This window comes from Humiphilus diazotrophicus (assembly GCF_059726315.1).
On sequence record NZ_AP040871.1, the window covers coordinates 763,457 to 790,246 of the forward strand.

The following is a 26,790-nucleotide window of genomic DNA, read 5'->3' on the forward strand; positions in this document are numbered from 1 at the left end:
GGGTAAGCGTTTGTGGCATGGCTCCTACCCTTGCTGGAAATGCTTCGGCCCACAAAGCACATTACATATCGAGGATTCCCCTGAAATGGCATACACGTCAGCGCAACTCCTCTCGATGTCTCAGAAAGAACTAGACGATCTCTTCGCTAGCAGCCCCGCCGGAGAAGTCCCCAATGGCGAGGCTCATGGAACTGCAATCCTTGCTCCCGGCACAAAATACAGTCAGGAAATTGCTTCGCTGGTTAATATCTTTGCCTGGCAGGGGAAGACCTTTGATGCCGCGCATGGAACGCTTACAAACCGCATATCAGCTTTCGGCGTGAATGCAATCGTCGCGCAGGTTTATAAAGGGCCAAGCTGGTTTGACGACAAGGAATGCATCGTTCTTGACTATTCCAAAACCTCCTTGCTGGCGAAACACATTCGTGACGAAATTCGTCTGGTGAGTCCAGGAGTGTACTTGGGGCTTGTGTATTGGGATAAGAACAGAACTATACATTTCTCCCTTGAGTTTTCAACTACTTAGCATAGTGGGTGAGCCATGCTTCCACAATTTCAGGCATCACCGGCAATAGCGAAAAAAACGACAGATTCTTACGCGAACCCTGACAGGCCAATTCCTAAGGCTAATACTGGTTCGGCAATTCTGAATGCAATAGCAAATTGTTCGACGACATTAGTCCATCTAGAGCGAAGATTCGATCCCTGGATCCGCCCTATCTTTGACTCGACTTTACGGGACCCGATTGCAGCTTTTGTGACTGCCTTGATCAATGCGCGTCGTACGGACGATCATTTGAAGCTTGCAGAAGAAAAAGTACGTCCGAACGAAGAGGCTGATCTAGACTCCATTATTTCGAGCTTTCAGCAGCAAATGCGTGGGCTGTGGAAGGCACCCCGTTTCGAACGAGGAGGCAATACCAAGACTCACGGTATGGTAAGGGGAGAGTTCATCGTTCACGACGGATTACCCGCAAGTCTTCGCCACGGTATATATGCGACGCCGAAGACATATCGCGCATGGGTACGATTTTCTGGTCCTGGACCCTATATTACGCCAGATATTGACGATGTCGGCTTCATGAGTATCAGCATCAAGCTGATGGGTGTGCCCGGTCCCAAGCTGATGGATGATGAGAAATTTACATTGGACATGTTCGGAGTTTCAACGCCAACCTTTGTTACTCCGGATACAGAGGCCAATGCTCAGTTACAGATCGAGAGTCTTAAGAACACGCAGATTTTTTATTTTCTCAACCTTCATCGCTCCCATCTTCTTGATCTGATAATGCAAGCGCTCTGGATAAAGACTCAGAGCAGTCCGTTTGAAGCCCCGTATTTCAGCTGTGTTCCGTATCTGCTGGGTGAAGGACGGGCAATGCAATATTCGGTATGGCCAAAGAGAAAACAGAGGACACCCATTCCCCGGCTTCCGTTGCGACCTCCGGATGATTATCTGAGAAATGCGATGGTTGCGGCCTTAGCTGAAGAAGACGTTGAGTTCGATATTCGTCTTCAGCTACAAACCGATTCCTTTCGGATGCCGATCGAGAATAATGCCGTGCTCTGGCCTGAGAAGCTTTCTCCTCGAGTTCCGGTCGCAACTTTGCGGATTCCTAAGCAGAAGTTCAATTCACCTTCTCAGCTGGATTTTGCGCGACGCCTCTCTTACAACCCCTGGCATACCATCGCTGAGCATCGTCCACTCGGAAACCAAAGTCGCGCTAGGCGAAGAATGTATGCCACGCTGTCGCGACTGCGTCATTCCATGAATAACGAACCTCATTATGAACCTACGGGTGACGAGACTTTTGAGTGACCAGCTATGATGCCTCAATCCAATTTTATGATCGTGGCTGCGATCAATCCAATGCGCGAACGAGAACTGCGCATTTTGTTATCCAGCATGAATCGCGAGCCAGGCATGGCAGATCCTCTCAATCCGATCGTTCCTTTTGGTCAGTTGGAAGTTCTTCATTTTGCCCGGTTTGTCATTCTTGAAGATCGTACTCTGGACGATATCAGTCAATACGGCATACCACCGCTACAGTACCCTCTCTATCTTGTGTTCCTGGGAGATATTGATGGCGAAACTGAGGACTTTCTGGCTCAGATGGTGAATCGCGCAGGTCAAGGGCTGCACGGCATCTTTGCTTGTTGTGAGGGTTTCTCCCCGGGGGTGGATCTCTTGGCTTGGATCAAAGCCCGCTTGATCAAACCAGCTACCAGCTATGTCAATTGGATCGGACGTACAGTAAAACAGGTCAAGGAGGAGTGCAGGCTACGGCAGGCGCTTGAAGACTACATTCAGGACCACTTTTCAGTTCTCCGGTTAATGGAAGCCGGAGAGGCACACCGCGCCTTGAGGAAGTTTGTTGTCGACGAAGAGAAGGCCGGTCGTATAACCCTAACGGCTATAGAACCCACACCGTTAGGCTGGATGATGCGCAATTGGTTGCATCTGGTCGGCGTACCTGTTGTTCTATTGCTGGCTTCTCCTTTACTGCTGGGCTATCTTCCTATCTTTCTCATTCAGTTGCGACGGCGCGAAAAATCAGATCCAGAGGTTGTTCCTCCTGTAGATCCAGCTCATGCAGATCGGCTCGCTGTTCTTGAAGATCACGATGTTACCAACCAATTCAGTGCCGTAGGGAGCCTTAAGCCTGGAAAATTCCGTCTTTACACTATTCGCTTTTTGCTCTGGATCATCAATTACACTGCCAGGCACATCTACAACCGTGGTCATTTAGCACGCGTGTCCACAATCCATTTTGCGCGTTGGGTTTTTCTTGATGAGAAAAAACGGTTGTTGTTTGCTAGTAATTACGACGGAAGTCTCGAAAGCTATATGGAAGATTTCATCAATAAGGTTGGCTTCGGTCTGAATGTGGTTTTTAGCAATGGTATCGGTTACCCAAAGACGAACTGGCTCTTTCTGGACGGAGCTAAAGACGAACAGCAGTTTAAGAAGTTCTTACGGCGTCATCAGCTGCCAACGGAAGTTTGGTATAGTGCGCATCCTGGAATCAGTGCCGTCGATAAATGGCGAAACAGCATGATTCGCGAAGGACTCGAACGGACAATAATGACGGAATCGGAGGCGCGGGAATGGCTGACACTCTTCTGAAATCATCGGACGTAGACTTCAGTGATATCCAGGGAATTGTTCGCTTCGGCTATGGTGCTCTAACATCGGCGGCCTTTGTTCTGCTAAAGATTTGCGATGCGAAGGCGGCACGTTCTTGGTTAGCAGCCGCTCCCGTTTCTAGTGCTACGAAACTTCCGGTTACTCCCAGAAGCGCATTTCAACTAGCCTTCACCAGCGAGGGTCTCAAAGCACTTGGTTTGCCAGCCCATATACTAGCGGGGTTTTCGCCTGAGTTCCTTTCCGGTATGACCGGGGATCCGAGCCGTTCGCGGAGGCTTGGAGATATTGGATCAAACGCCCCCGAGTATTGGGGCTGGGGCGTAAAGGAGAAAGTTCCCCATGTTTTGGCTATGTTCTATGCGAAACCAGGAGAGCTGCAGCCGTGGATGGATTCAATACGCACCGATCTATGGCATAAGGCCTTTGAGGTTCTAGACTGTTTGTCCACCTCCGATCTAGAAGGTGTCGAGCCATTTGGATTTGCTGATGGAATTAGTCAGCCGACGATTGATTGGGACCGTCGCAGGTCTCCGAAAGGCGATCAGTTGGAATATGAAAACCTCATTAGTCTGGGAGAATTTCTTCTGGGCTATCCAAATGAGTATGGCAAATATACAGATCGCCCTCTGATAGACGCGAACGAACCGGGAAGCTCCTGTCTCTCATTTGGGGAGAATAGTTCAGAGAGGCGGGATCTGGGACGGAATGGCAGTTATTTGGTGTTCCGGCAATTACAGCAGGATGTTCGGGGATTTTGGCGTTTTCTCGATATGCAGGCATCTTCCGATCCACACGCCCGGCAGGTGCTGGCAGAGAAGTTTGTAGGCCGGCGGATGAATGGAGATCCTCTCGTCCCCTTAACAGAAAGGCCTATTGTAGGTATTGATTCCAGTTCTGCCAATCAAAACCGATTCAGCTACGATGCGGATCGTCAAGGCACGAGGTGCCCTTTTGGAGCACACGTACGGAGAGCTAATCCTCGTAATGCCGATATGCCCGCCCGGACAGAAAGAGGACTCTCCTGGCTGTTTCATACTTTAGGACTGATTCGCTGGCGGTTTCGCGACGATGTGAAAGCCTCCACACGTTTTCACCGGCTGCTTCGGCGCGGCAGAGAATATGGCAACGGTCTGTCTCCGGAAGAAGCTATCGCCGATACACTGGACAGCAGTGAGCATGGCCTCCATTTCATATGTATTGCTGCAAATATCTCAAGGCAGTTTGAATTTGTGCAAAATGCCTGGTTAATGAGTACAAAGTTTGACGCTGTTACAGAAGAGAGTGATCCGCTTCTAGGGAATCGCCAGGCAATTCCCGGCTGTTCTTATACCAATACCTTTTCGATTCCAGAGAAGAATGGCTTGCGGACACGAATCATGGGGCTCCCTCAGTTTGTAACGGTACGAGGCGGGGCATACTTCTTTTTGCCTAGCTTGAGTGCTCTTCGCTACTTTGCATCGCTTAATCAGTAGCACTCTAGAGCTTCTAGTTTTTGGGTAGACCAAGAGTTGATATAGGTGTGGCATTCCATTGAAGGCCGGAGAGCTGCTTCCTCTGCTATTAACAACGGATGCAGACAACTGCCAAGCTCTTTCGAGGGAATAGCCCGAGATTTAAATAGCTAAATTCCAAAACGCTCCGATCACCTTTATCTCAGAGATGGATGTGTAACATGGCCGATGGTATTGGAAGGGCTCAGCTTCTAACTCTCTTTAGGGAGAGAGAAAAAGCTGCTCAGCTGACTATCCAGGAATTAGCGGAGATGGCCGAGACCGATCGGCGCCAAAAACTGCGGGCTCATGCGGAAGCTGGTTTCTCGATTACTAGAGATCGAGACGCAATAGAATTGCGCAAGCGCGTCGATTCCGCATTTGAGATGCTAACCTTTTTTGAGATTGGTCGCGAGATTGGAGTTTTGGAAGATGCGGATCAAAAGCTCCTACAGGGATTCTCCAAGCTGAATATCCTGGTTGATTCAGAGGCGCTGTTAAGGTATGCCAATGCATACTTGTATTTTGGAATTCGATTCCTTGCAGGCAGGTTGTTTCCTCCCGATTGGATGGTCGACATTTCTACATGTCAGCCCACGGAGCGAATTTCTAATAAACAGATTTTTGCTCTGATGTTTCCTCCGACGATTAAGGACGGAGCGGTTGGGGAACTAGCACTCGAAAGCTTCTTACAACTGCAAAATTCTTCTCAAACGGAAGTGGCGCTCAGCTTCCTTGACGATTTTGTTTCGGACGCAGAGGAACCAGAATGGCTTGAACTGTGGCTACGGGGACTGTGGCCCGAAGCGGATTTAGCTATTGCCAAAAGGTTTGAGCAAATATCTCGTGGACTTGCCGATTGGGCTCTTGCTCGTTGCGAGTTCTATCTGGGACTACAATCTCAGTCTCAGGAAATGTCGGCACGGCCCTCGGGAGGATGGGCGGTAACAGATCCAATTGCCTGTCGTTTCGGACTGGCGGATCTCTACTGGCTCGCCCGCATCTTTCGAGCGGATGTATCGTCGTCTGGTGCGGTTACCTATAAGCGGATCTCATGGCTTCATTTGCTCAGATCATGGGCCGGATACCGAGGCGATGCCACCCTCTCGAGTCAGTTGTATAGAGCTGAGGAAGTTCTTCGCAGTGTTTTTGATATCACTTGCGATCTGATTCAAAACAGCATTGAACTTACAGCGGACAGAGAACGTCACTGTTATGAGCGCGAACTGTTTTGTCAGCTTCCTGAAGAAACCGTGCGGTGGAGACAGGCCTTTGATGAGGAGCTTCGTGAAATCGAACGTCAACGCGCATTTCGTAAATTTCGCGATATCGATATGGAACAAGGCCGTGCTGCCCGGAACGATGCCTGGGACGGTTGGAGTCAGAGAGTCAAAACAGGTAAACAGCCGAGAAACCTGATGGGCCTCGCCTTCTCGGGAGGCGGCATACGAAGTGCAACCTTTAATTTGGGAGTACTGCAAGGTCTGCAAGAATTCGACCTGCTGCGGTACGTCGATTATCTCTCTACGGTATCGGGAGGCGGTTTTATCGGCTCCTGGTTAGTGGCGAACGTTTGTCGTACGACACATTGGTTGGGTAGATTAACGGACTGGAGGGAATCCGTTGCTCATTTGAGACGATACTCCAATTACCTTGCTCCTAGTACCGGAGCCTTAAGTGCCGACACTTGGACTATGTGGGGGAATTGGCTCAGAAATGCATTCTTAATTCAACTTACCGGAGCAACTTGGCTTTCGGTACTTATACTGATGGTTCTTGCCGGGCAGAGTGCTTTCTTGAAACTGGGCAACTGGCATCTGAAATCATTCCCAGGTATTTCAATTACAGCAGTACTTGCTGGAACGATGGCGCTCTTGGTAGTTTGGACACTCCTCGTTAATCTCGCAGGCAAGAATGCATTGAAAGGCAAGCAAGGCTTCCTGGCAAACAGAGTTCGATGGTTGGCCGTTGTGCCATCGTGGATAGGTTCTTTCCTGATCGCATCTTTGCTTTGGGGCGAAGTTACTGGCAATTCTTTCGGAGTGAAGTCTTTAGCACAACTTTGTTCGTATTCTGCAATTCTATCGCTAGGTATAGGGCCTTGGAAATATCTGTTGTTATCGACGTACGTGGCATTACTGGTAATCGCGGTTGCGACTCTCACTCACCACCACTGGCATTCTTTGTGGATTGGGGCGGTATCTACGGGGGCACTCTATTTGCAACTCACGGCAATTGTATGGTTATTCTGCAAATGGGCAACCAATCGGGACCATTTCAGCTGGTACGCTTTTGTCTTTGGCCCAACGCTGGTCCTTATTATCAATGCTTTAAGTGTCATCCTTTTTATTGGTTTCTGCGGACGCAATTCCAGTGAGCGTATTCGCGAATGGTGGACACGATTTGGAGCGTGGCTGGGGATTTACGGAGCAGTTTATCTGGCCATTTCTGTAGGCGCTGTTTTTGGTCCGCTATGGATTTTTCACTTATTCAATCTAGGGCACCAAGGTATTAAGTGGGGAACCGTCCTGAGTTGGATGGGAACCGTCATCGCTGGCCTGCTTGCTGGTAATAGCACTCGAACAGATGGCAGTGGTACCCCAAATAAGTCAGGTGTGCTGGAATTATTGGCCAAGCTTGGGAGTCTGCTCTTTATTGTCGGGGGGATACTCTTGATTGCAACGGTTGTTTTTGTCTTACTCGCCAAGATCTCAACGAACTATAGCATGGGAGTATCAACCTACTGGCCGGCATTGCTGGCGGTTCCTCTTAAGACAATACTCTTGGCATTGAGCGTAACGCTTGTATTGGGTTCCATATTTTCATGGTTCTTCGAAATCAATATTTTTGGACTGAATCAGTTTTATAGAAACAGACTGGTCCGTTGCTATCTCGGGGCGACGCGTTGGGTTGCCGGGTTAAGGAAGCCGCAGCCATTTACAGGTTTTGATCGCGACGATGATCTCCCCCTCGCGTCGATGAAGGGGAACTTTCGTGGTCCTTTCCTGATTCTAAATTGCGCACTCAATCTAGGGGGGAGCTCGGACCTCTCACTCCATACCCGACACAGTGCCTCCTTCTCCCTTACTCCTTTACGTTGCGGATCGGACAGGCCAAAGGTGGGATATGCGCCGACGCAAGAGAACGGATTGTCATTTGCTGGAGGAGTGGAGTTGGGGCAGGCAGTGGCAATTTCCGGAGCAGCCGCCAGTCCGAACATGGGATACAACACCTCGCCCTTGGTCTCTTTTCTTCTCACTATGTTTAACGTTCGTCTGGGATGGTGGTTCCCGAATCCTGGACGCGAGCGGTGGCACCTTCGAGGGCTCCGCTTCAGCCTCTATTATCTTTTGAAGGAGTTGCTCGGGCTGGCGGATGAAACCAATCTTTTTGTGAATGTCTCCGATGGTGGACATTTTGAAAATCTTGGTATTTACGAGCTTATTCGCAGACGCTGCAAAGTGATTATTGCTGCTGATGGGGAGTGTGACGGATCGCTTCAGTTTGGGAGCCTGGGTAATCTTGTCAGAGTCTGTGAAACCGACTTCGACGCTAAGATTGAAATCGATGTGAGTTCCATTCGTGAGCAGACCAATGGATACAGCCGTTCTCATTGCACTGTGGGAAAGATCAACTACAGCAATGGAAGTGTCGGATATCTGATTTATCTTAAGGCTTCGGTGACCGGAGATGAAGACGTCGGTGTAGCACAGTACAGATCTATTCATCCCTCTTTCCCACACGAAAGTACAGCTGACCAGTTCTTTAGTGAGAGTCAGTTTGAGAGCTATCGTCGGCTTGGATATCACGTAGTTCGTAATGCCTTAAGAAGTATTCGGCCTGCTACTCATCCGGTGGATATGGCTGAGAAGCTTTACGACATCTGGGTGCCAGCTGGTTGTGGCAGTGAGGTTGTTTCAACACACACGAAAGCACTGGATGAAATCTGGGAGCGTTTCCGTTCTTCGCCGAACTTGAGCCGCCTTATCAAGGAACTGAAGGGGAATATAGCTGCAGTTGCTGATATCGATACAACAGCTACTCCTCAGGAGATCTGTGCCTGTCTTGAACTGATGCAGTTGATGGAAAATGTCTTCCTGGATTTGAGACTCGACGATTTCTGGGAGAAGCCCGACAACCGGGGCTGGGCCATGCTCTTTATGTCCTGGGGCCGCAGTCCTCTCTTTCGTAAAGTTTGGAGCGAGATGCATCATGCATTTGGCATTCGTTTTGAATATTTTTGCGAAGAGCGATTGGGTCTCCCCTGTGATCGTCCGATAGCGCGCGTCTAGGTTGTATCGCGAAGATCCTTCCTTAGTGTGATTTTGATCAAGCGATAACGCTATGTGAATTGTAGAGAAGGATCGGAGAATGGTTTCTGTTAGGATTCTCATTCTCTTTCATTGGAATATGTGAAACGAGAGGTTCTTAGAGATGTCTGCAGGACTAGATGCCCTCAAGCATATCGTTGTTCTTATGATGGAAAATCGATCTTTTGACCATATGTTGGGTTCGTTGAAAGCGATTAATCCATTGATAGACGGTGTCGATGGTACACAGGCAAATCCCGATACGCAGGGACAACAAGTCCATGCGCAACCTGATGCCGAGTTTCAGGGACAACTCGACCCCGATCCCGATCACCATTTCCCCGCGGTAGATCTACAGATTTTCAATGGAGATCAAGGCAATTCTCGTGTTCCCAACATGCAGGGTTTTATAAAGAGCTATTTTCAGCAACGGCAAGATATAGCTCACTCGCATAAAATCATGTACTACTTCCCAAAGGAAAAATTGCCAGTGCTTACCGCCTTGGCATCAAACTTCGCTATCTTCAATCGCTGGTTTTCATCCATACCTGGACCAACAGTTTGCAATAGGGCCTTTGCTCACTATGGCACTTCCTTTGGACAAGTGGGGATGAATATTTTCTATCCGAAGCGGCAGAGCATTTATGAGCGGCTAGAGAATTCCGGGCGTACAGCTAAGCTCTACTACTATGATCAGGCAAGTTCAACTATAGAGGTGGTGAATCTATTGCAACATCAACCACACCTCTTCGGAACATATGATCAGTTCTTGTCCGATTGTAAAGCGGGAAAGTTACCTGACTACAGTTTTGTCGAACCAAACTACACCGATCACGATGGCGATAACGGGGAGGAGGTAGCCTCAGATCAACATCCGGACCACAATGTTCAGGCAGGCGAAGTGTATATAGCTTCGATATATAACGCAATTCGTCAAAATCCGGCTCTTTGGGCAAGTACTTTGTTATTGATTGTCTATGACGAACACGGAGGCATTTACGATCACGTTCCTCCGCCTGCTTGTATTCCCGACGGGTATTCTGCAGGACCTGCAGATACAGGTTTGAGCTTTGGTTTCCACTTTGATCGTCTTGGAGTGCGTGTTCCCGCGGTGCTGATCTCTCCCTGGATACCTAAGGGAACAGTTATCAATGAGATTTATGAGCATGCCTCGATTCCTGCAACTGCTACAAGGCATTTTGTCCCCAACTACGATCAAACGGCTTCTGTCGATAAGCAACGTACGCCACGCGAAAAGGCAGCGACTACTTTCCTTGACCTGCTTTCTCTCGACACAATGCGGACTGACAATCTGATATTCAACTTCTAGTGCAATGAAGGAGAAATCGATGAGCAACGATACTCCCAAGAAGAAAAAGATTCCAACTCATTCTCGTAAAGAGCCCGAGGCCCCACTCCCTTCTGGCGAAGTAATTGTGATCCAGGTTCCCAGCGTTCCTCATACTGCCATCAATAAGGAGAGACCCATTTCCTCTTTGATAAGAACGCAGCTGGAACACCTTCAACATGCCCAAAACGGTCGACTCCCTAAGCACAAAAGACTCTCTGTCAAGATTGAAGAGATTCGCACAGAAGCTGAGGCCTCTAGATATATACAGGAAATAACAAGGCTGCTTCATCCCAAAAGCAAGAAAAGAACGAGGGCGCAAAAATAGAGATAGCACGTCAGGAGGTCATGTGTTCAAGCGGTGTTTTATTGTGGTACTGGTCTGCTCAGTGTTTACAGCTTCTGCTCAGGAGAGTAGATTACACGCCGATTTTCGTGGAGAAGCAACTCGCTTTCATCAAAGCTGTGGGGCATTATCCGGTAAGACAATTCCCGGCTGTGCAGAAGTGCTCTTTACAGATCATCCTATCCATATTGCGGTCGGTAGTATTGCTCCGCAGAACGGATTCGGAGCGGGCGCCGCCTTGGTTGGACACTGGACTCCTAATGAAAGATGGCGTAATAGCTGGAACCTAGATGCCTTGGTGTCGAGTAATGCGTCATGGCGTGCGGGTGGTTATCTGAAGTTTGTTCATACCCCGGCAAGAAATATCTCGATAAGTACTGCTCCGGGCAATCCTCCAAACTCCAATTTGCGCGTGCGGCCATATCCCGTATTTAGTCTCTACGCTCAGTCCATATCTTTAAATACTCTGGATTTCTATGGCCTCGGCCCGAACTCTGTCAAAGCTAATCGTTCCGTCTTCGGGATGCGGGAGACCATTGTTGGAGCGAATGCAGTTGTACCCGTGCTGAGTGCCCTTAATCTCTCTCTGTTGGCAGAATTGAATGGACGGTTCATCGAATTGCGTGGCGAGCATAACCAATCGAGTCCATCTATAGAGCGGCAATTCACTGAGGCGGGAGCGCCAGGGCTGATGAAGCAGCCAGCATTCATTCAAACTGGGGAGGGAATACGTCTAGAACCGCATCTTGTGAACGACCATCTGCAGATAGACTACCTTTTGCGTTTTCAGCAATACGTTGCACCAGCCGACTCACACTATTCGTTTCGCCGATTTACCACAGATCTTAACCATACCTTCCCTCTCTATCGGAATTCTGGATCCTATAAGGCAAAGAACTTTAACGGACCTGACGAGTGTTCTGCTACCGTAGGAGGCCGATGCCCGGCTATTGCGAGAAATCGCGAGGGATCAATATCGATTCGACTAGCTATTAGCGAGTCGATAGCATCTGCGGGAAGCGTCGTTCCGTTCTATCTCCAGCCAACTTTAGGCGGATCGGATATCAATGGCAATCTCTGGCTAGGGAGCTATAACGACTATCGATTCCGAGCCCCCAGTAATCTTCTACTCCGTGAGGGGATTGAGCATTCAATATGGGGCCCGATCGGCGTTACCTTTTTTGCCGATCAGGGCAAGGTTGCCCTTCGGCGTGATGATATCGCCTTTCAGCATCTCTCCCATAGCTTTTCTGGCGGGTTGACGTTGCGTGCCGGTGGACTGCCTGCTCTTAGCCTATTTTTCAGTTGGGGTGGTCCAGAGGGAGTTCATTCCTCCGCTACCATCAATACGTCTCTACTCGGGGGCGCTGCTCGTCCATCTCTTTACTGATTCGAGTCGGATGAGGGCTTGCCCTCCGACTCTCTTCTCGGTCCGTAGTCTTCTTTTCTCACGCCCGATTGCCTATTGCCGATTTCCTGATTCGGCGAAATCATGACCCTGTATCTTCTTCCCATTTGATCTAGGAATGAGCACGATCAGGACTATGATCACTCATACTGAAAGTATTTTGCTATGGCAGAATAACTGCGGTATTTTCCTTGTCGGGGGGGAGAAGTGGTTCTGAAAAAGTCCGGACACGTAACTTTGCAGGAGGTGGCCCGCGCTTCCGGGTTTTCTGTCTCTACGGTTTCGATTGTGCTGAGCGAAGCGCCCCTTTCACGCTTTGTTGCGGCCTCCACTCGGGAACATGTTCGGACTGTTGCCCAGCAACTTGGTTATCATCCTGATGCTTATGCTAGTTCGTTACGCCGTCGGCGGCGCCAGACGATTGGCGTTCTTGCCTATGATCTTTCCGATCCCTTCTGCATTCCGATTGTCCGCGGAATTCAATCAGCTTTGCGGCCATCTGGTTTCCTTCCTTTAGTAATGGATGCTCAAGCAGAACGTGAATTGTTTGATGGATATTTGAAAATGGTCCTGGAACGCCGTTCGGAAGGTGTAATTGTCGTTGCCAGTTGGATCTTCGAGGAAGCAAATCTGCTGGCGGATATCAAGAAGAATCACGTGCCGATCGTTATTGTGGGGCGCGATCTCACGGCGCGAAAAATCAACTCAATTCTCGTTGATAACGAAGCTGGAGGTGCTCTGGCATTACGTCATCTTCATGAGTTGGGACATCGTGATATTGCCGTAATTCGAGGTCCGGAAGAGCTTTTTGACAGTGAGCCTCGCTGGAAAGGCATGCAACGATATGCCGCCAAACACAGTATTCACCTGGATCCCAGACTAGTTTTTCAACTGGACAGCCAGATGGATCCGATATCGAGCTTTGAAGGTGGCATCCACTTCTCGAAACAGATGCTATCCAGCGGACGTCCTTTTACCGCAGTTCTCGCTTTTGACGACATGACAGCGCTTGGCGTTGTTCGTGGATTGGCTGAAGCTGGATTACGCGTTCCTGAGGACTGTTCTGTACTTGGCTTTGACGATGTGTTACCAGCAACGGTTGCTACTCCGCCAATTACCACAATCCGTCAACCTCTGAAGGAGATGGGGATTCAGGCTGCTGAGTGGGTACTCGAAGCAGTGCAAGGACGAGAGCAGGGCTGTGACGATGTTCTGAAGCTGTACAAGGCCGAACCTGAACTAGTCGTCAGAAAATCTTCAGCCCGACTCTTACACACAGAGGGCGAGGTAGAAGCTCCAGAGCGCTGAGACCTGTGAGCGAGTAATCGATGCTGTTCCTTAATCAAAGAGAAATAACTCTTCTGTGGTGGCGATTGTTACCTTTGAGTCTAGGCATGTATTTTTAGATGTCTTGACTTTTCGTGTTTCACACAATATGCTTTGCTGCTTGAAACCTTTCAATTACCAGACGAACTGTATACGTGTGTTTGTACGAATTGTGACGAAGTGTATTCTTGCTGGATTGATAGGGTTGGAGCGTTTTTTGCAAAGATGTAGACCATGTCTTCAGCGAATCTAGATCTATGCGAAAGATGCTCTAGTTGGTGTGTAAGGGGGGAAAGAATCCCATGTATCAGCCGGAAGCCTATGGCGTTGTTCTCTCATTCATGCTCGTGAGCATGTTTTGTTGGGGGTCTTGGGCCAATACGCTAAAACTCTGCCCAAAGTTTCGATTCCAGCTCTTTTACTGGGATTATGTGATTGGCCTGATTGTCGGTGCTCTGCTTTGGGGTGCTACGCTTGGTTCCTTCGGAAGTGCTGGAAAGCCATTCCTGGTTGACATTGCTGATGTGACGCTTCGCAATGCGATCCTGGCAATTGTCGGTGGAGTGGTCTTCAATGTTGCCAACTTGCTTCTAGTTGCCGCGATCGATATTGCTGGACTTGCAGTTGCCTTTCCTATTGGCATCGGATTGGCATTAGTCATTGGAGCCATCAGCAATTACATCATTCTGCCCAAAGGGCATCCTCTCTTGCTGTTTGGCGGGATTGCTCTTGTGGCTGCAGCAATCATTTTCGATGCTACTGCCTACAGAATGCGTGAGTCCACAAAATCAGCCACGAGCCGGAAGGGGATTCTCATTAGCCTTATTGCCGGCGTTTTGATGGGATGCTTCTATCCTTTTGTGTCAACGGCAATGACAGGGGAGGGAGCGGTTGGACCGTATGCTGCTGTTCTCTTTTTTGCAATCGGTGTTGCACTCTGTGCGATTCCGTTTAACGCCTTGCTTATGCGTTGGCCTTTGGACGGCAGTTCTTCGACTTCGATGCGTGAATATAGGGCGGCTGGTGCAAGCTCACATCTTTGGGGTGTGGTAGGTGGCATCATCTGGTGTACAGGTGCGCTTTTGAATTTTGTCGCTTCTCAGGCTCATACTGTTGGTCCTGCCGTTTCTTATTCGATCGGGCAGGGTGCCACGATGATTTCGGCTGCATGGGGAGTATTCGTCTGGCGAGAGTTTGCTTCGGCCCCTTCAATTGCAAAGAGATTCATCGGATGGATGTTCCTGTTGTTTATCTCGGGGCTGACCTGTGTTGCCCTGGCACCTCTGTTTTAGCAGTAATGGAAGTTATTAACCGTGGCTGGAACCTTACATTGTTAAGGTGACATTCCCCTAGAAATATAAGAGAAGTGAGATGAGTGATAAGAAGCCCATTGTTGTCGTTGGCAGTATCAACCTGGATTTGGTTGCAGTATCCGAAAAGATTCCTAGTGTTGGGGAGACTGTTATCGGAACTGATTTCCAGACACATCCAGGAGGGAAGGGAGCCAATCAAGCCGTAGCTGTTGCCCGACTGGGATATCCGGTGCGGATGATTGGCAGCTTGGGAGACGATGCTTTTGGCGTTCAGTTGCGAACTCATCTTGAAACAGCCGGGGTCGATACGACGGCGGTTTCCATAAGCGAAGGTCCCTCGGGCGTTGCTGTGATTCTTGTCTCCGGCAAAGGAGAGAACAGCATTGTTGTTGCATCGGGTGCAAATGCAAAGGTACGGCCCGACGACATCGCCAAAAATCTGAACATGATTAAGGAAGCGGGTATGGTTCTTACGCAACTGGAGATCCCACTCGAGACCATTGAGTATCTATCCGATATTTGCGCGCGTCATCATGTTCCACTCATTCTCGATCCCGCTCCTGCCAGGGAACTCCCTCTGCAGGTGCTACGTCAAGCAGCTTGGTTTACACCAAATGACTCGGAGGCAGCTTTCTATGGAAGAAGTCAGCGCGAGTGTTCTAATGACTTGATGCCGGGCCAATTGGCAGACACCCTTCTTTCACTGGGATGCCCTGGAGTGATTCTGAAGATGGGAGCTAATGGCGTGTTTCTTGCTTCAGATCGGGGCTTGAGAGAATCGATATCTGCGTTCCCAGTTACAGCTATTGATACTACCGCTGCAGGAGATGCTTTCAATGGGGCATTCGCAGTGGGACTCATGCTCGGAAAATCCGTCCGGGAAAGTGGAATTTTCGCTGCGGCAGTGGCTGGCATTTCTGTCACTCGAGTGGGAGCCCAGCCTTCAATGCCAGTGATGGCCGAGGTCGAGGCCTTCTTGAGCGGGGCTGTTGCTGTTCATTCCTGATTTACTATCCTGAATTTTAATGCCGCTCTGGTGTTCTATTTAGCAATACTTTTGGTACCACGGTATCGAGGTATCGCGGTACCATGTAGATTATAGCCTGGTACCTCGATACCGTGGTACCAGATTTGCTGCGCTTTGCCTCTGTGCAGCTGCCGTGCATTATCCTGAATCATTGTTCCTGGGATGAAGGAGAGGATTCCTTTATTGATTAGCGGATGTTGGGATTCACTATACTTCGAGAAACGCTGTAGTTCAGCACCTCCGGCTGTAGTCTGTCGGTGATCGAAACCCATATTCTGCTCATGTTCAAGGAGTCATCATCTGCATGTTCGGCAAGAAGTCTCTCTCACTGTTTGTTCTTTGGATTTGTCTTTTCTCCTTGGGAGTTGAAGTTCAAGCTCAAACACCGGTTGTAACAACAAACTGGATTTCTACTCAGGGACTACACCTCGCGGATGTACCTCCAACTGTCTGGTTAAAAGACGGCACGGCCATATTCGATGATGTCCGCACCCCGACTGCGCAGCGAACCTTCGTGAGACTAGACCCGGCGACCGGAAAGCGTAGTTCTGCTCTCGACATGAAACATGCTGTCGCCTCCCTAAAGAGGCTGGAGCCCAGCAGTTCTGTTGAGAATATACTTCCGTGGCCAGAGGCCTTTAATGCTGCTGGCACCCAGGCTCTATACCTCTTTGACGGAGATGTATTCCTTCTTGATTTGCCGTCGTCCAACTTTGCCCGCCTTACTACCAGCGCGTCGGCAGAGAAGGACGTACAGTTCTCTCCCGATGGCCGTCTGATTTCGTTTGTACGGGACAATGACATCTATGTCCTGGATCTGAACGAAAGAAAAGAATCACGACTCACGCATGATGGAACCCAAACACTTCTGAATGGCACACTTTCCTGGGTCTACTGGGAAGAGATCTTTGGGCGCAAGGACATTGGCTACTGGTGGGCTCCGGATTCTTCAGCTATCGCGTATCTGCAAACTGACAATTCTGGAGTTCCAGTTAGCACCTTTGTTGATTTTTCACCCGTCGATCAGCGCTTGATTCATCAGCCATACCCCAAAGCAGGCGAGCACAATCCTTCGGTTCGTGTTGGAGTCATTCCCTTAGGTGCGGGTTCAACTCGATGGATTGCCATGAACGACCAGCCCTATGAATGGGTCCTTCGCGTGAAGTGGTTGCCAGATTCAAAGCACGTCAGTCTGGAGACGATGAATCGCAGCCAGAAAGAGCTGAATTTGTACTTTGCCGATTCCGGTACTGGCAATGCAAAACGCATCCTTACGGAAACAGATCCCGCCTGGGTAAATATCCATGATGATTTGTACTTCTTGCGCGATGGACAGTTTCTATGGGCCTCTGAACGCGATGGCTATATGCATCTTTATCGCTATGCAATGGATGGGACTTTGATGAATCAGGTCACAGTCGGTAATTGGTCCATGATTTCTTCTGGTGGAGGTGCCTTTTGGGTGCGTCAGGCGGTGGTGGGCATTGATGAGAAAAAGCAATGGGTATATTTCACTACTCTGAAAGATAGCTCAGTGGAGCGTCAGCTGTATCGTGTCAAGATAGACGGAAGCGGTCTGGCCAGGATTTCAGTCGAGCATGGTACGCATAGCATTTCGATGTCTCCTGATGCGGCTTATTATTTCGATACCTACTCGGACATTCAGACTCTTCCCGCTCTGCGTCTCCATACAGTGGATGGACAAGTGAAGGCCACGATAACAACGCCACAAGCGGCATCGCTACCGGCGAATTTGCGGTATCCGCAATTGACTTCGATTCCCGCATCGGATGGTTTTGCCATGCCTGCGCAGATTCTGAAGCCTGGAAACTTCAATCCGGAGCATCGTTATCCTGTAATCCTTCATATTTATGGTGGTCCCTCTGCTCCGACAGTCAGCAATTCCTGGCAGAATCAGACGTATTTCGACAATCTGATGGCGGAGAAGGGATTCATTATGGTGGCAATTGACAATCGTGCTGCCACGGCCATCAGCAAAAAGCTTGAAAACACATTGGCGGGATCGCCAGGGGTAGGGGAGACTGCTGATTTGGTCGCAGGTATCCACTGGATGAAATCACAGTCTTGGGTAGATCCTAACCGCATTGGAGTTTGGGGATGGAGTGGAGGTGGGACAAATACTCTCAATCTCATGACTCGTTCAAATGAATTCAAGGCCGGTATCTCCGGGGCTCCAGTTACGGACTGGAAATTCTACGATTCAAAATGGACCGAGGCTTTGCTTGGATTACCGGAAGCGCATCCCCAGGCTTATCGAGATGCTTCGCTTCTTCCTCGAGCACGAAATCTGCATGGGACGCTTTTATTAATCTATGGTACTTACGATGACAATGTTCATCCTCAGAATGAAGAAGCGTTTATTAATGAGTTGATCGAGGCAGGAAAACCGTACCAAGTCGTGCTCTTCCCTATGCGTAAACATGGTTTCGCCGATGATGCCGCGATTATTGCACGATATAACGCGATGATTGATTTCTGGGAAAAGAATCTGTAGATCACCCGATGCAGAATTAAACTATGCATCAGCTCCCGCGAGATACGCAAGAGCTGAGCTACACCTTGATCTCGGAATCTGATAGCTGGAAAGCCCCATTTGGGTTTTCCAGCTTTGGGCTATACGGACTATACGTTCGTGTGTTCGATCTGCTGTTTCCATAATCAGGTGTTCCTTATATGTTCAGGCTCTATTCCACTATGCGATTTGTCTGGAATCATATTTTACAACTGGTATTAGATAAGTAAGATAATGTTCCTGCTGCATAGTTCTGCCGGCGACTATTTACCCACAGCCTTGAAGTGTGAATGGCAACCTAATCATCGGCTATAGCATCCAAATCGTCTTAATGAATGTATTTAAGAATCTCGATTTGTCTCAACAGGAGATACTATTGTTATTGACTGAAGCGCCATGCGCTTTGTCTATACAAGTACTAGTTTCGGATGCTGCTGATGCTTATGAGCAAAAATCGATTACCTCTCTATCGTGATTTATGCTGTGCTCAAGTTTCCAGAATAGAGTTCGTAACAGTAGTGTTGTGCTATAGAAATGGGATCAAATGGAGAGTGCTTCGAATCCGATCAATGCTGCTAGATGTTATGGTATGCCGTTATTTCCCGTTCGTCAGTACTGGAGCTCCGGATATAGGTCGATACATCCACCCACTCGAGTTTATGGCTTAGTAGTAACTAACTACCTGTAGCGGAAAAAGGTTGGAGGACTGACCTTCACTGATCCTGCACTTGTAAACTTCGTAGCACGCCTATCTGGGCTAAGCGAATCTGGCGGAGGTCTCGTACTGAACATTGCCCAATCATAAGTTAACTTCGATTGCTGGTTTTAAAGAGGTCGCATAGCTAATATCGTGAGTTACTCTAGTTCCCAGTGGTACGCAATTTATACGATGCCAAAACACGAGAAGTCTGTAGAGCGTCATTTCGAGTCCCAACGCATCGTCCATTTTTTGCCGACGTATGAAAGGTTGACAGTCTGGAAAAACCGTCAGCTGGTACGAACAAAGATGCCATTGTTCTCGAGGTATGTCTTCGCAAAGTTTACCGGTCAAGAGTGCGCGCATATATTAAAGATCCCAGGAGTCCTACGTATTGCAGGTACTGAAGCGGGCCCCCTACCGATACCCGATGCGCAGATAGAATTTTTAAGTACCTCAGTAATTCAGGAAAGGGTGACACCATGCACCGAACTTGCTGTTGGAGAGAGATTCCACATCAAGAAAGGTCCTATGGCTGGTATTGAGGGGATATTGGTTCGTGGAGAAAATGATGATCGCTTTATCTTGACTCTTCCGTTAATTCAACGGAGTGTCTCAATCGAGATGAAGCTCGAAGATCTGGAACCATCTGAAATGAGTCCGGAGCTTCCTAGAAAACCGTCTGCAGGCTTTTTGTGGATGCGGGCATGAAATCAACAATGCTATTTCATGTGGATGCCAGCATCGGCCAATGGGTATACTTCCCCTTCTAGTTGAGCTTAGGCTCATTTCGTGTGTAAGTAAGCCCAGTCTGTAGGTAGTCCCCTAGCCTTTCGATAAATTGCCTTGCGCTGGAGCTGATTTGTCGGCTATCGAAAAAAGGGGAGACACGTATTGAAATTGAAAATACATGCCTCCCTGGGAGTGGACAGTGTTCCGTTTATGCTATTTTTTTACGGCCAATTTCACTTTCTTTAGGTCGGTGTCGCGAGATGAAGTTCCTACCATGATTTCGAATTCACCAGGTTCTACAACATAATTCATATTGATGTCGTAGAACGAGAGTGAGTCCGGTGTAATGCTCAACTTGATCTTCTGTGTTTCTCCGGGCTGCAGGAATACCTTTTGAAAACCCTTGAGTTCCTTAACCGGACGTGTCACTGAGCTGACGCAATCTCGAATATACATTTGTACTACCTCTGTTCCCGGGCGTTTACCGGTATTTGTTACCTCAACAGAGATGGCGGTACTTTCTTTACATTCGATCGTTTGTTTTTCAAGTTGCGGCTCGCCGATTTCAAACGTGGTATAGCTCAGTCCGTAGCCGAACGCATAAAGAGGTGAAGCATCATCGAAGAGATATCCTCTACGCGCTGATGGTTTGTAGTTGTAGAAGGCGGGCAGATGGCCCACAGAACGGGGAACTGTGATGGGCAGTTTCCCTCCGGGATTGATCTCACCGAAGAGCATTTCCGCTACTGCCGTACCTGTTTCCTGTCCGAGATACCAACATTCGCAAATGGCAGGGACACTTTGGTCGAGATAGATGCTGGATATTGGACGCCCATTGAAAAGAAGCGCAACGACAGGTTTACCTGTGTCGAGCATGGCCTTGACCAATTCCTTTTGTCTTCCGTATAGATCGAGATCCGTAGTGTCTCCCATGTGCTGCAATGACCAGGCTTCACGGGAGATCTGCTCATTGGCTCCGATCGCCAGAATTATGACATCTGCTTGAGCAGCAACTTTAGAAGCCTCGGCAATCTGTTTACGGTCTTCTTCCGGATCACTCGGAACTACTTCATCCTGGTTCCACGATCCTCCGATGGTAATCTTGCATCCCTCACTGTAAAGAACCTTGACTCGGTCTCCAACGCGGGCCTTGATGCCATCCAACACAGTCACTTGTTCTTTCGGAATGCCGCTATAGCCACCGAGCAGACTACGATCAGCATTGGGTCCGATGACTGCGATTGTTTTGAGCTTTCTGTCGTCCAAGGGGAGGAGGTTGCCCTCGTTCTTCAGGAGCGTTATGGTTTCGCGAGCTGTCTGCAAAGCCAGTGCCTTGTGTGCTTCACATCCTGCAATGCGCTCCGCTTCCTTGGGATCGACAAATGGATCATCGAAGAGCCCCATTTTAAACTTCCAAAAGAGCATGGGGGCGACGAGATCGTCGAGCTCTGATTCCTGTAGAACACCCTTGCGTACCAGCTCAACCAGCTCCAGATAGCAGTCCCGGTCGGGGAATTCTATATTCACCCCGGCCTTTACCGCTAGTGCACAAGCTTCAGCTTTATTGCTTGCGACGAAATGTCCATGGGTATCGGGCCGATAGCTCAGCTCCCAGATTGCGTAATAGTCGGAAACAACAAAGCCTTTAAATCCCCATTCATTTCTCAACAAATCGCGTAATAGCCAGGTGTTGGCGTGAGAGGGAACACCATCGATTTCATTGTAGGATGCCATTACACTTATGGCGCCACCTTCGTGCAGCGCCTTTTTGAAGGGAAATAGAAAGGTTTCGTACAGCTGCCGCTTTGAAACCTCAGACGGTGCGCAATTCATGCCTGCTTCAGGCTGACCGTGTGCGGCGAAGTGCTTAAGGGTTGCGATGACATGCTTCTTATCTTTAAACGTTGCATCGCCCTGAAATCCGCGGACTGCAGCTACTCCTAGACGCGAGACTAGGTATGGATCCTCTCCGTAGGTTTCTTCCACACGACCCCAACGTGGATCTCGTGCAATATCCACTACCGGCGTTAATGCTTGATGCGCGCCTCGTGCTCTGGCTTCTGCCGCAATCGCCGTGAATACCGATTCTACGAGCTCAGGATTGAAGGTAGCCGCCAATCCGATCGGTTGCGGAACGCTTGTGCTATCCGGGGCAGCCAGTCCATGCAGGCACTCCTCGTGAAACATAACGGGGATACCCAGGCGGCTATTCTCCAGAAAGAATTTCTGGATGGCATTGGTCACTTCTGCCATCTCCCGAGCCTTTTTACCTCCTCCGCTATCGCTAGGACGTCCTACTTGTCCCAATCCATGGCCGTCTGCAAACGAGGTTTTTGCTTTGGCCAAATCCATATTCCCTTGGCTATCGAGAAGAGTGTCAGCCTTTGTCAGCCAGACACATAGCATCTGTGCAGCCTTTTCCTCTAGCGTCATACGGGAGAGAAGGTCTTGCACTCTTTCGTCTACCGGAAGAGCCGGATTCTTATATGGGAATGTTTGATTAGTCGTCACCTGATCTTGTATGGCGGTCTGCTGCTCACTGTTTTTCATCGCTTCGTTGTCTCCCTCCCAGGCGTGTTGTCATCCTGCTCCGCAGGCATAAGTGTTGTATCTGGATGCGGATATGGAACCAGTGGGATTCGCCGCCTAACTGCTGGTATTGCCATCGAAGCAGATTCGAGTGAAGGTCCCTGGCTTTTGCTGGATGCCAAAATCATGTTGACCATAAACTTTGGAACATGCTATAGGTCTAAATCGCTTTAGTCAATCAGTTATTCCGGTAGCGAAATTTGCGAAGTGAGGGAAATTGAAGAGCGTGAACGATCATTCCGGAGGAGAAAACTTGGGCTTGGTGTGTACTGTCAGGAATATGGAGAGGTAATGAAGTTGTTGAAGATAGCTGCCTTGCTGTTAGCATTTGCTGTTTCGTCTGGCTTTACTCATGCACAGCGCCCTGGGGAGTTTCGCAATCCCATCCTTTCCGGTTTCCATCCCGATCCCAGCATCTGTCGCGTTGGCGATGATTATTACCTGGTTAACAGTTCCTTCGAGTATTTTCCCGGAGTTCCGGTCTTTCATAGCAAGGATTTAGTGCACTGGCGCCAGATAGGAAATGTCCTCTCCCGGAAGAGCCAATTGCAGCTGGATCATGCCAAAGCCTCGGCAGGAATTTACGCGCCTACCCTCCGTTATCACAATGGGCTGTTCTATATGGTGACCACCTTAATTGGTAAAGGGAACTTCTACGTAACGGCCAAAAATCCTGCTGGTCCCTGGTCCGATCCTGTCTGGTTGGATAAGGGAGGGATCGATCCTTCGTTGCTATTTGACGATGATGGCAGTATCTACTACACGCGGCACGAAGGCAGTGGAGATGGTTATATCGGCCAGCAGAAGCTCGATTTGAATTCGGGATTGCAGGGGGAGCTGAAGCAAATCTGGAAGGGAACCGGTGGTATCTGGCCAGAAGGTCCCCACCTCTATAAGATTAGCGGCAAGTATTACCTGATGATTGCCGAAGGTGGTACGAGCTATGAGCACATGATCACCATCGCACGGGGCAATTCGCCCTGGGGACCATTTACCTCTAATCCTCATAATCCAATCCTTACCCATCACGGTTTGAACGATCAGCCTTTCCAGGCTTTAGGGCATGGCGATCTGGTGGAAACGCCTGCTGGCTGGTGGACCGTCTTTCTTGGAATTCGACCGCAAGGGGGGAACTTCCATCATCTGGGACGTGAGACATTTCTGGCACCGGTTACGTGGACAGAAGATGGTTGGCCAGTGATCAACAATGGCAATCCAATCGGCGCGACAATGGCTGCTCCCAAACTGGCGCAGCATCCATGGAAAGAAGATCCTCCCAGAGACGATTTCAAGGAAACGCAACTTGGACCGCAATGGAATTATGTTCGCAATCCTTATGAAAAGGACTACTCTCTTTCAGCGCGGCCTGGATACTTGCGATTGAGAGGTTCAGCTGTAACGCTGAGCGACATGGATTCTCCTGCTTTTGTTGGGCGCAGGCAGTCTGATCTAGACTGTAAAGTCTCTACGCGGCTCGATTTCAATCCTCAGTCCGAAAATGAGGAAGCAGGGTTGGCACTGCGCGGGAATGATCAAAATCATTTTGAGATTGGGATTACGCGTCACGATGGAAAAAGACAGGTCTTTTTGAAAAAGGTCAGGGCTGGGAAACTGGCTGAAGAAGTTCGCTACGAACCGGTAGGAACAGGGGAAATCGTTCTGACCATAAAGGGAACCCCTTCTGCGTATGAGTTTTTTTATCAGGCGGCAGATGGCGCGAGCAGACGTTTGGGCACAGCATTAACGAGGGACCTCTCATCCGAAACGATCGGAGGTTTCACCGGAGTCTATGTAGGTGCTTACGCAACAGGCAACGGCAAGGAGAGTACTGCTGCCGCAGATTTCGATTGGTTTGACTATATTCCAAAAAGCTAGTCCTTTGCTCTGCTCCTACTGATTGGGGGCGTTTAGTGCAACCAGGATTTGCTACAGTTATTGGCTTGTGAAAAATATCAAGTCCCGTCATGACACAGAAAGGATCGAAGTAGTTATGACAGAGAAGCTTTCGATTTCAGAGAAGATCGGCTACAGCCTTGGAGATATGGCTGCGAACTTCATCTTTCAGGCGATGTTGGCATTGCAGCTTAGCTTTTATGTCGATACTTTCGGCCTTACTCCAGCTCAAGCCGGGACGCTTTTCTTGGTGGTCGGGCTCGGATCGGCGGCCCTTAATCCCGTGATGGGATTGATTGCGGATCGTACCAGTACCAGATGGGGGAAGTTTCGCCCCTGGCTGCTGTGGACAGCTGTGCCATTCGGCATTATTGGAGTGCTGACATTCACGACTCCCAATCTGAGCCCTTCGGCAAAGATTGTTTATGCCTGGACAACCTACATCCTTCTCCGTGTGATCTATACGGTGAACAATGTTCCTTATGCTTCGATCACCGCTGTGATTACATCGGATCCCGATGAGCGGACCAGTATCTCCTCTTATCGCCAGGTATTCGCAAATTCAGCGGGATTTATTGTTCAAAGTTTAGCCATTCCTATGGTTGCATTTTTCGGACGGGGGAACGATGCCCGGGGCTATCAGTTGACCATGGGATTGTTGTCTGTTCTTAGTGTGATTTTCTTTGTAATAACTTTTGCAACAACGAAGGAACGCATACATCCTGATCCGCAGCAAAAGAGCTCTCTCGGTCAGGATCTTTCGGATCTGGTTAAAAACGGACCCTGGGTAGTGCTGTTCTTAATAACGCTGTTCTATTTCGCAGCTATTTCAATTCGTAGCAGTGTCATGTTGCCATTCTTTAAGTATTGTGCCGGCAACGAGCATCTCTTCAGCTGGTTTAATGGTTTCGGACTTTTATCGCTGATCTTCGGCGTGACTCTATCTACGTCTATTTCGGTTCGGATTGGTAAGCGCAGACTGTTTGTATTGAGCATGGTCTTAACCGGAATCTTTAATACTCTATTGCTATTTCTGCCTCCCACCGCAACCGTGGCGATCTTTGTCTCGGAAGTTTTGCGTCAATGCGCTTATGGCCTTTCCGGTCCTCTGCTTTGGGCGATGATGGCCGATGTGGCCGACTATGGAGAATGGAAGACTGGCAGGCGGGCAAGCGCAACTGTAACTGCTGGAGTTGTCTTTGCACTTTGGGGCGGTTTGGCGCTGGGCGGAGCCATAGCTGGTTGGATGTTCTCTCTGTATGGATATGTACCCAATGCGATACAGTCAGCGCACTCTCTATTAGGCATCAGGCTGACGGCCAGTGTTTATTCCGGAATAGCCTTTTTTGCTGCTGCGATATGTCTCCTCTTCTATCCCATTACTAAGGAAGTTAATCAGAAAATCGCAGACGAACTTTCCCGGAGGCGCAAGTCTTTTGCCTCGGAGACCGCTAACTAGTTAGGAAGCTGGAGAATTATTGATAATGCTGCGATCTGTCGGAATATTCGCTCTTTTGGGCGCGAGCCTCTGTTCTCTGCTTCAGGCTCAATCGTCTCTCAAGGATGTATGCCAAGGGGGACCTGTCATAGGTGTTGCTATCAACAAAGCTCAAATTATTGGGAGTGATACTCGCGCCGATGGCATCATTGAGTCGCAGTTCAACTCCATCTCGCCAGAAAACGCTCTTAAGTGGGAGGAGATTCATCCTCAACATGGTGTCTATGTTTTTGATATCCCTGACAAGTACGTGGCATTCGGGGAGAAGAATCATATGTTCATTGTCGGCCATGCGCTGGTATGGCATAACCAGGTCCCCGGATGGGTATTCCGCGATGACAAGGGTAACTGGGTTGACAGAGAAACTCTCCTCAAACGCATGCGGGATCACATCTATACGGTTGTAGGCCGGTATAAAGGGCGCATACAGAGCTGGGATGTGGTTAATGAAGCTCTGAACGAAGACGGTACGTTACGGCAGTCTCCCTGGATGAAGATTATTGGGGAGGACTACATCGCCAAAGCCTTTCAGTACGCACATGAAGCGGATCCGAATGCCCAATTAACTTATAACGATTATTCTCTGGAGAATGAGGCAAAACGAAATGGTGCGATTGCTCTGATCAGGAAGCTGAAGGAACAGGGTGTTCCCATTACTTCGGTTGGTCTGCAAGGGCATAATACTCTGACTTGGCCTTCACTCGCGGATCAGGATGCCACCATTTCGGCTTTTCAGAAACTAGGAGTGAAAGTCGTTATTTCAGAGCTTGATATCGATGTTTTGCCGCGTGCTACCCATCAACAAACAGCTGAAGTCAGCTTGAATGTTAAACAGGATCCGAAACTGAATCCTTATGCAAATGGCTTGCCCGACTCGGTACAGCAGGAATTGGCGAAACGTTTTTCTGATTTATTCCGGATTTACCTAAAGTACAGCGATACCGTAACGCGTGTGACACTTTGGGGTGTCACCGATAGAGATTCGTGGTTGAATAATTGGCCAGTAAGAGGGCGGACTAGCTATCCATTGCTCTTTGACAGAAATGGTGAGCCAAAACCTGCATTCACAGCAGTGCTTCGGGTTGCAGCAGAGAGAGGGAAGTAGGTAAATTAATCAGGAGCTTCCCTTGGT

Annotated in this window: 16 protein-coding genes; 15 read left to right on the forward strand and 1 reads right to left on the reverse strand. The window is 49.0% G+C overall.

All coding sequences use genetic code 11. The features are described 5' to 3' along the window. Nucleotides 1-85: 85 nt before the first annotated feature. The 12 genes from AC6I7T_RS32855 to AC6I7T_RS32910 all read left to right on the forward strand — a co-directional run bounded on the left by AC6I7T_RS32855 (nucleotide 86) and on the right by AC6I7T_RS32910 (nucleotide 19,657). Entirely contained in the window at nucleotides 86-526 is a 441-nt protein-coding gene (locus AC6I7T_RS32855) for a hypothetical protein (protein WP_497794944.1), read from the forward strand. A gap of 15 nt (nucleotides 527-541) precedes the next feature. After that, nucleotides 542-1,819 carry a catalase family protein gene (locus AC6I7T_RS32860; RefSeq protein WP_497794945.1) on the forward strand — a complete coding sequence of 426 codons (1,278 nt, stop codon included), beginning with the start codon at nucleotides 542-544 and terminating at the stop codon, nucleotides 1,817-1,819. Between the two features lie 6 nt (nucleotides 1,820-1,825). Next, a complete protein-coding gene (locus tag AC6I7T_RS32865; protein ID WP_497794947.1) occupies nucleotides 1,826-3,127 on the forward strand; it encodes a hypothetical protein in 1,302 nt (433 codons plus the stop codon). Next, nucleotides 3,109-4,620 (forward strand): Dyp-type peroxidase, encoded by a 1,512-nt coding sequence (locus tag AC6I7T_RS32870; protein WP_497794948.1) that lies wholly within the window; start codon nucleotides 3,109-3,111, stop codon nucleotides 4,618-4,620. Before AC6I7T_RS32865 ends, AC6I7T_RS32870 begins: the two co-directional genes overlap by 19 nt. Nucleotides 4,621-4,820: 200 nt before the next feature. After that, a complete protein-coding gene (locus AC6I7T_RS32875) occupies nucleotides 4,821-8,930 on the forward strand; it encodes a patatin-like phospholipase family protein (protein ID WP_497794950.1) in 4,110 nt (1,369 codons plus the stop codon). 142 nt (nucleotides 8,931-9,072) lie between these two features. Continuing rightward, complete coding sequence (locus AC6I7T_RS32880; protein WP_497794951.1) at nucleotides 9,073-10,278, forward strand: alkaline phosphatase family protein; 1,206 nt, start codon at nucleotides 9,073-9,075, stop codon at nucleotides 10,276-10,278. A 368-nt stretch (nucleotides 10,279-10,646) separates the two neighbouring features. Further along, nucleotides 10,647-12,032 carry a hypothetical protein gene (locus tag AC6I7T_RS32885; protein ID WP_497794953.1) on the forward strand — a complete coding sequence of 462 codons (1,386 nt, stop codon included), beginning with the start codon at nucleotides 10,647-10,649 and terminating at the stop codon, nucleotides 12,030-12,032. 225 nt (nucleotides 12,033-12,257) lie between these two features. Beyond that, nucleotides 12,258-13,358, forward strand: coding sequence for a LacI family DNA-binding transcriptional regulator (locus tag AC6I7T_RS32890; protein WP_497794954.1), 1,101 nt, complete (start codon nucleotides 12,258-12,260; stop codon nucleotides 13,356-13,358). Nucleotides 13,359-13,678: 320 nt separating this feature from the next. Beyond that, nucleotides 13,679-14,668 carry a GRP family sugar transporter gene (locus AC6I7T_RS32895; protein WP_497794956.1) on the forward strand — a complete coding sequence of 330 codons (990 nt, stop codon included), beginning with the start codon at nucleotides 13,679-13,681 and terminating at the stop codon, nucleotides 14,666-14,668. A gap of 79 nt (nucleotides 14,669-14,747) precedes the next feature. Next, on the forward strand, nucleotides 14,748-15,695 hold the full coding sequence (rbsK, locus tag AC6I7T_RS32900; RefSeq protein WP_497794957.1) for a ribokinase: 948 nt from the start codon (nucleotides 14,748-14,750) through the stop codon (nucleotides 15,693-15,695). A 325-nt stretch (nucleotides 15,696-16,020) separates the two neighbouring features. Next, entirely contained in the window at nucleotides 16,021-18,231 is a 2,211-nt protein-coding gene (locus AC6I7T_RS32905; RefSeq protein ID WP_497794959.1) for a S9 family peptidase, read from the forward strand. A gap of 868 nt (nucleotides 18,232-19,099) precedes the next feature. Further along, the gene (locus AC6I7T_RS32910; protein ID WP_497794960.1) at nucleotides 19,100-19,657 is read left to right on the forward strand and encodes a UpxY family transcription antiterminator; all 558 of its coding nucleotides are present in this window, start codon (nucleotides 19,100-19,102) and stop codon (nucleotides 19,655-19,657) included. A gap of 234 nt (nucleotides 19,658-19,891) precedes the next feature. Here AC6I7T_RS32910 and AC6I7T_RS32915 read toward each other — a convergent pair whose 3' ends face one another. Continuing rightward, nucleotides 19,892-22,228, reverse strand: a complete 2,337-nt coding sequence (locus AC6I7T_RS32915; protein ID WP_497794962.1) for a glycoside hydrolase family 3 N-terminal domain-containing protein — start codon at nucleotides 22,226-22,228, stop codon at nucleotides 19,892-19,894. Nucleotides 22,229-22,558: 330 nt separating this feature from the next. On the opposite strand from AC6I7T_RS32915, the gene AC6I7T_RS32920 reads away from it, so the two are divergent. The 3 genes from AC6I7T_RS32920 to AC6I7T_RS32930 all read left to right on the forward strand — a co-directional run bounded on the left by AC6I7T_RS32920 (nucleotide 22,559) and on the right by AC6I7T_RS32930 (nucleotide 26,763). Beyond that, the gene (locus tag AC6I7T_RS32920; protein ID WP_497794963.1) at nucleotides 22,559-24,142 is read left to right on the forward strand and encodes a glycoside hydrolase family 43 protein; all 1,584 of its coding nucleotides are present in this window, start codon (nucleotides 22,559-22,561) and stop codon (nucleotides 24,140-24,142) included. Between the two features lie 115 nt (nucleotides 24,143-24,257). After that, nucleotides 24,258-25,619: an MFS transporter gene (locus tag AC6I7T_RS32925; protein WP_497794965.1), complete on the forward strand. Its 1,362-nt coding sequence runs from the start codon at nucleotides 24,258-24,260 to the stop codon at nucleotides 25,617-25,619. A gap of 25 nt (nucleotides 25,620-25,644) precedes the next feature. Beyond that, on the forward strand, nucleotides 25,645-26,763 hold the full coding sequence (locus AC6I7T_RS32930) for an endo-1,4-beta-xylanase (protein ID WP_497794966.1): 1,119 nt from the start codon (nucleotides 25,645-25,647) through the stop codon (nucleotides 26,761-26,763). Nucleotides 26,764-26,790 lie beyond the last annotated feature (27 nt).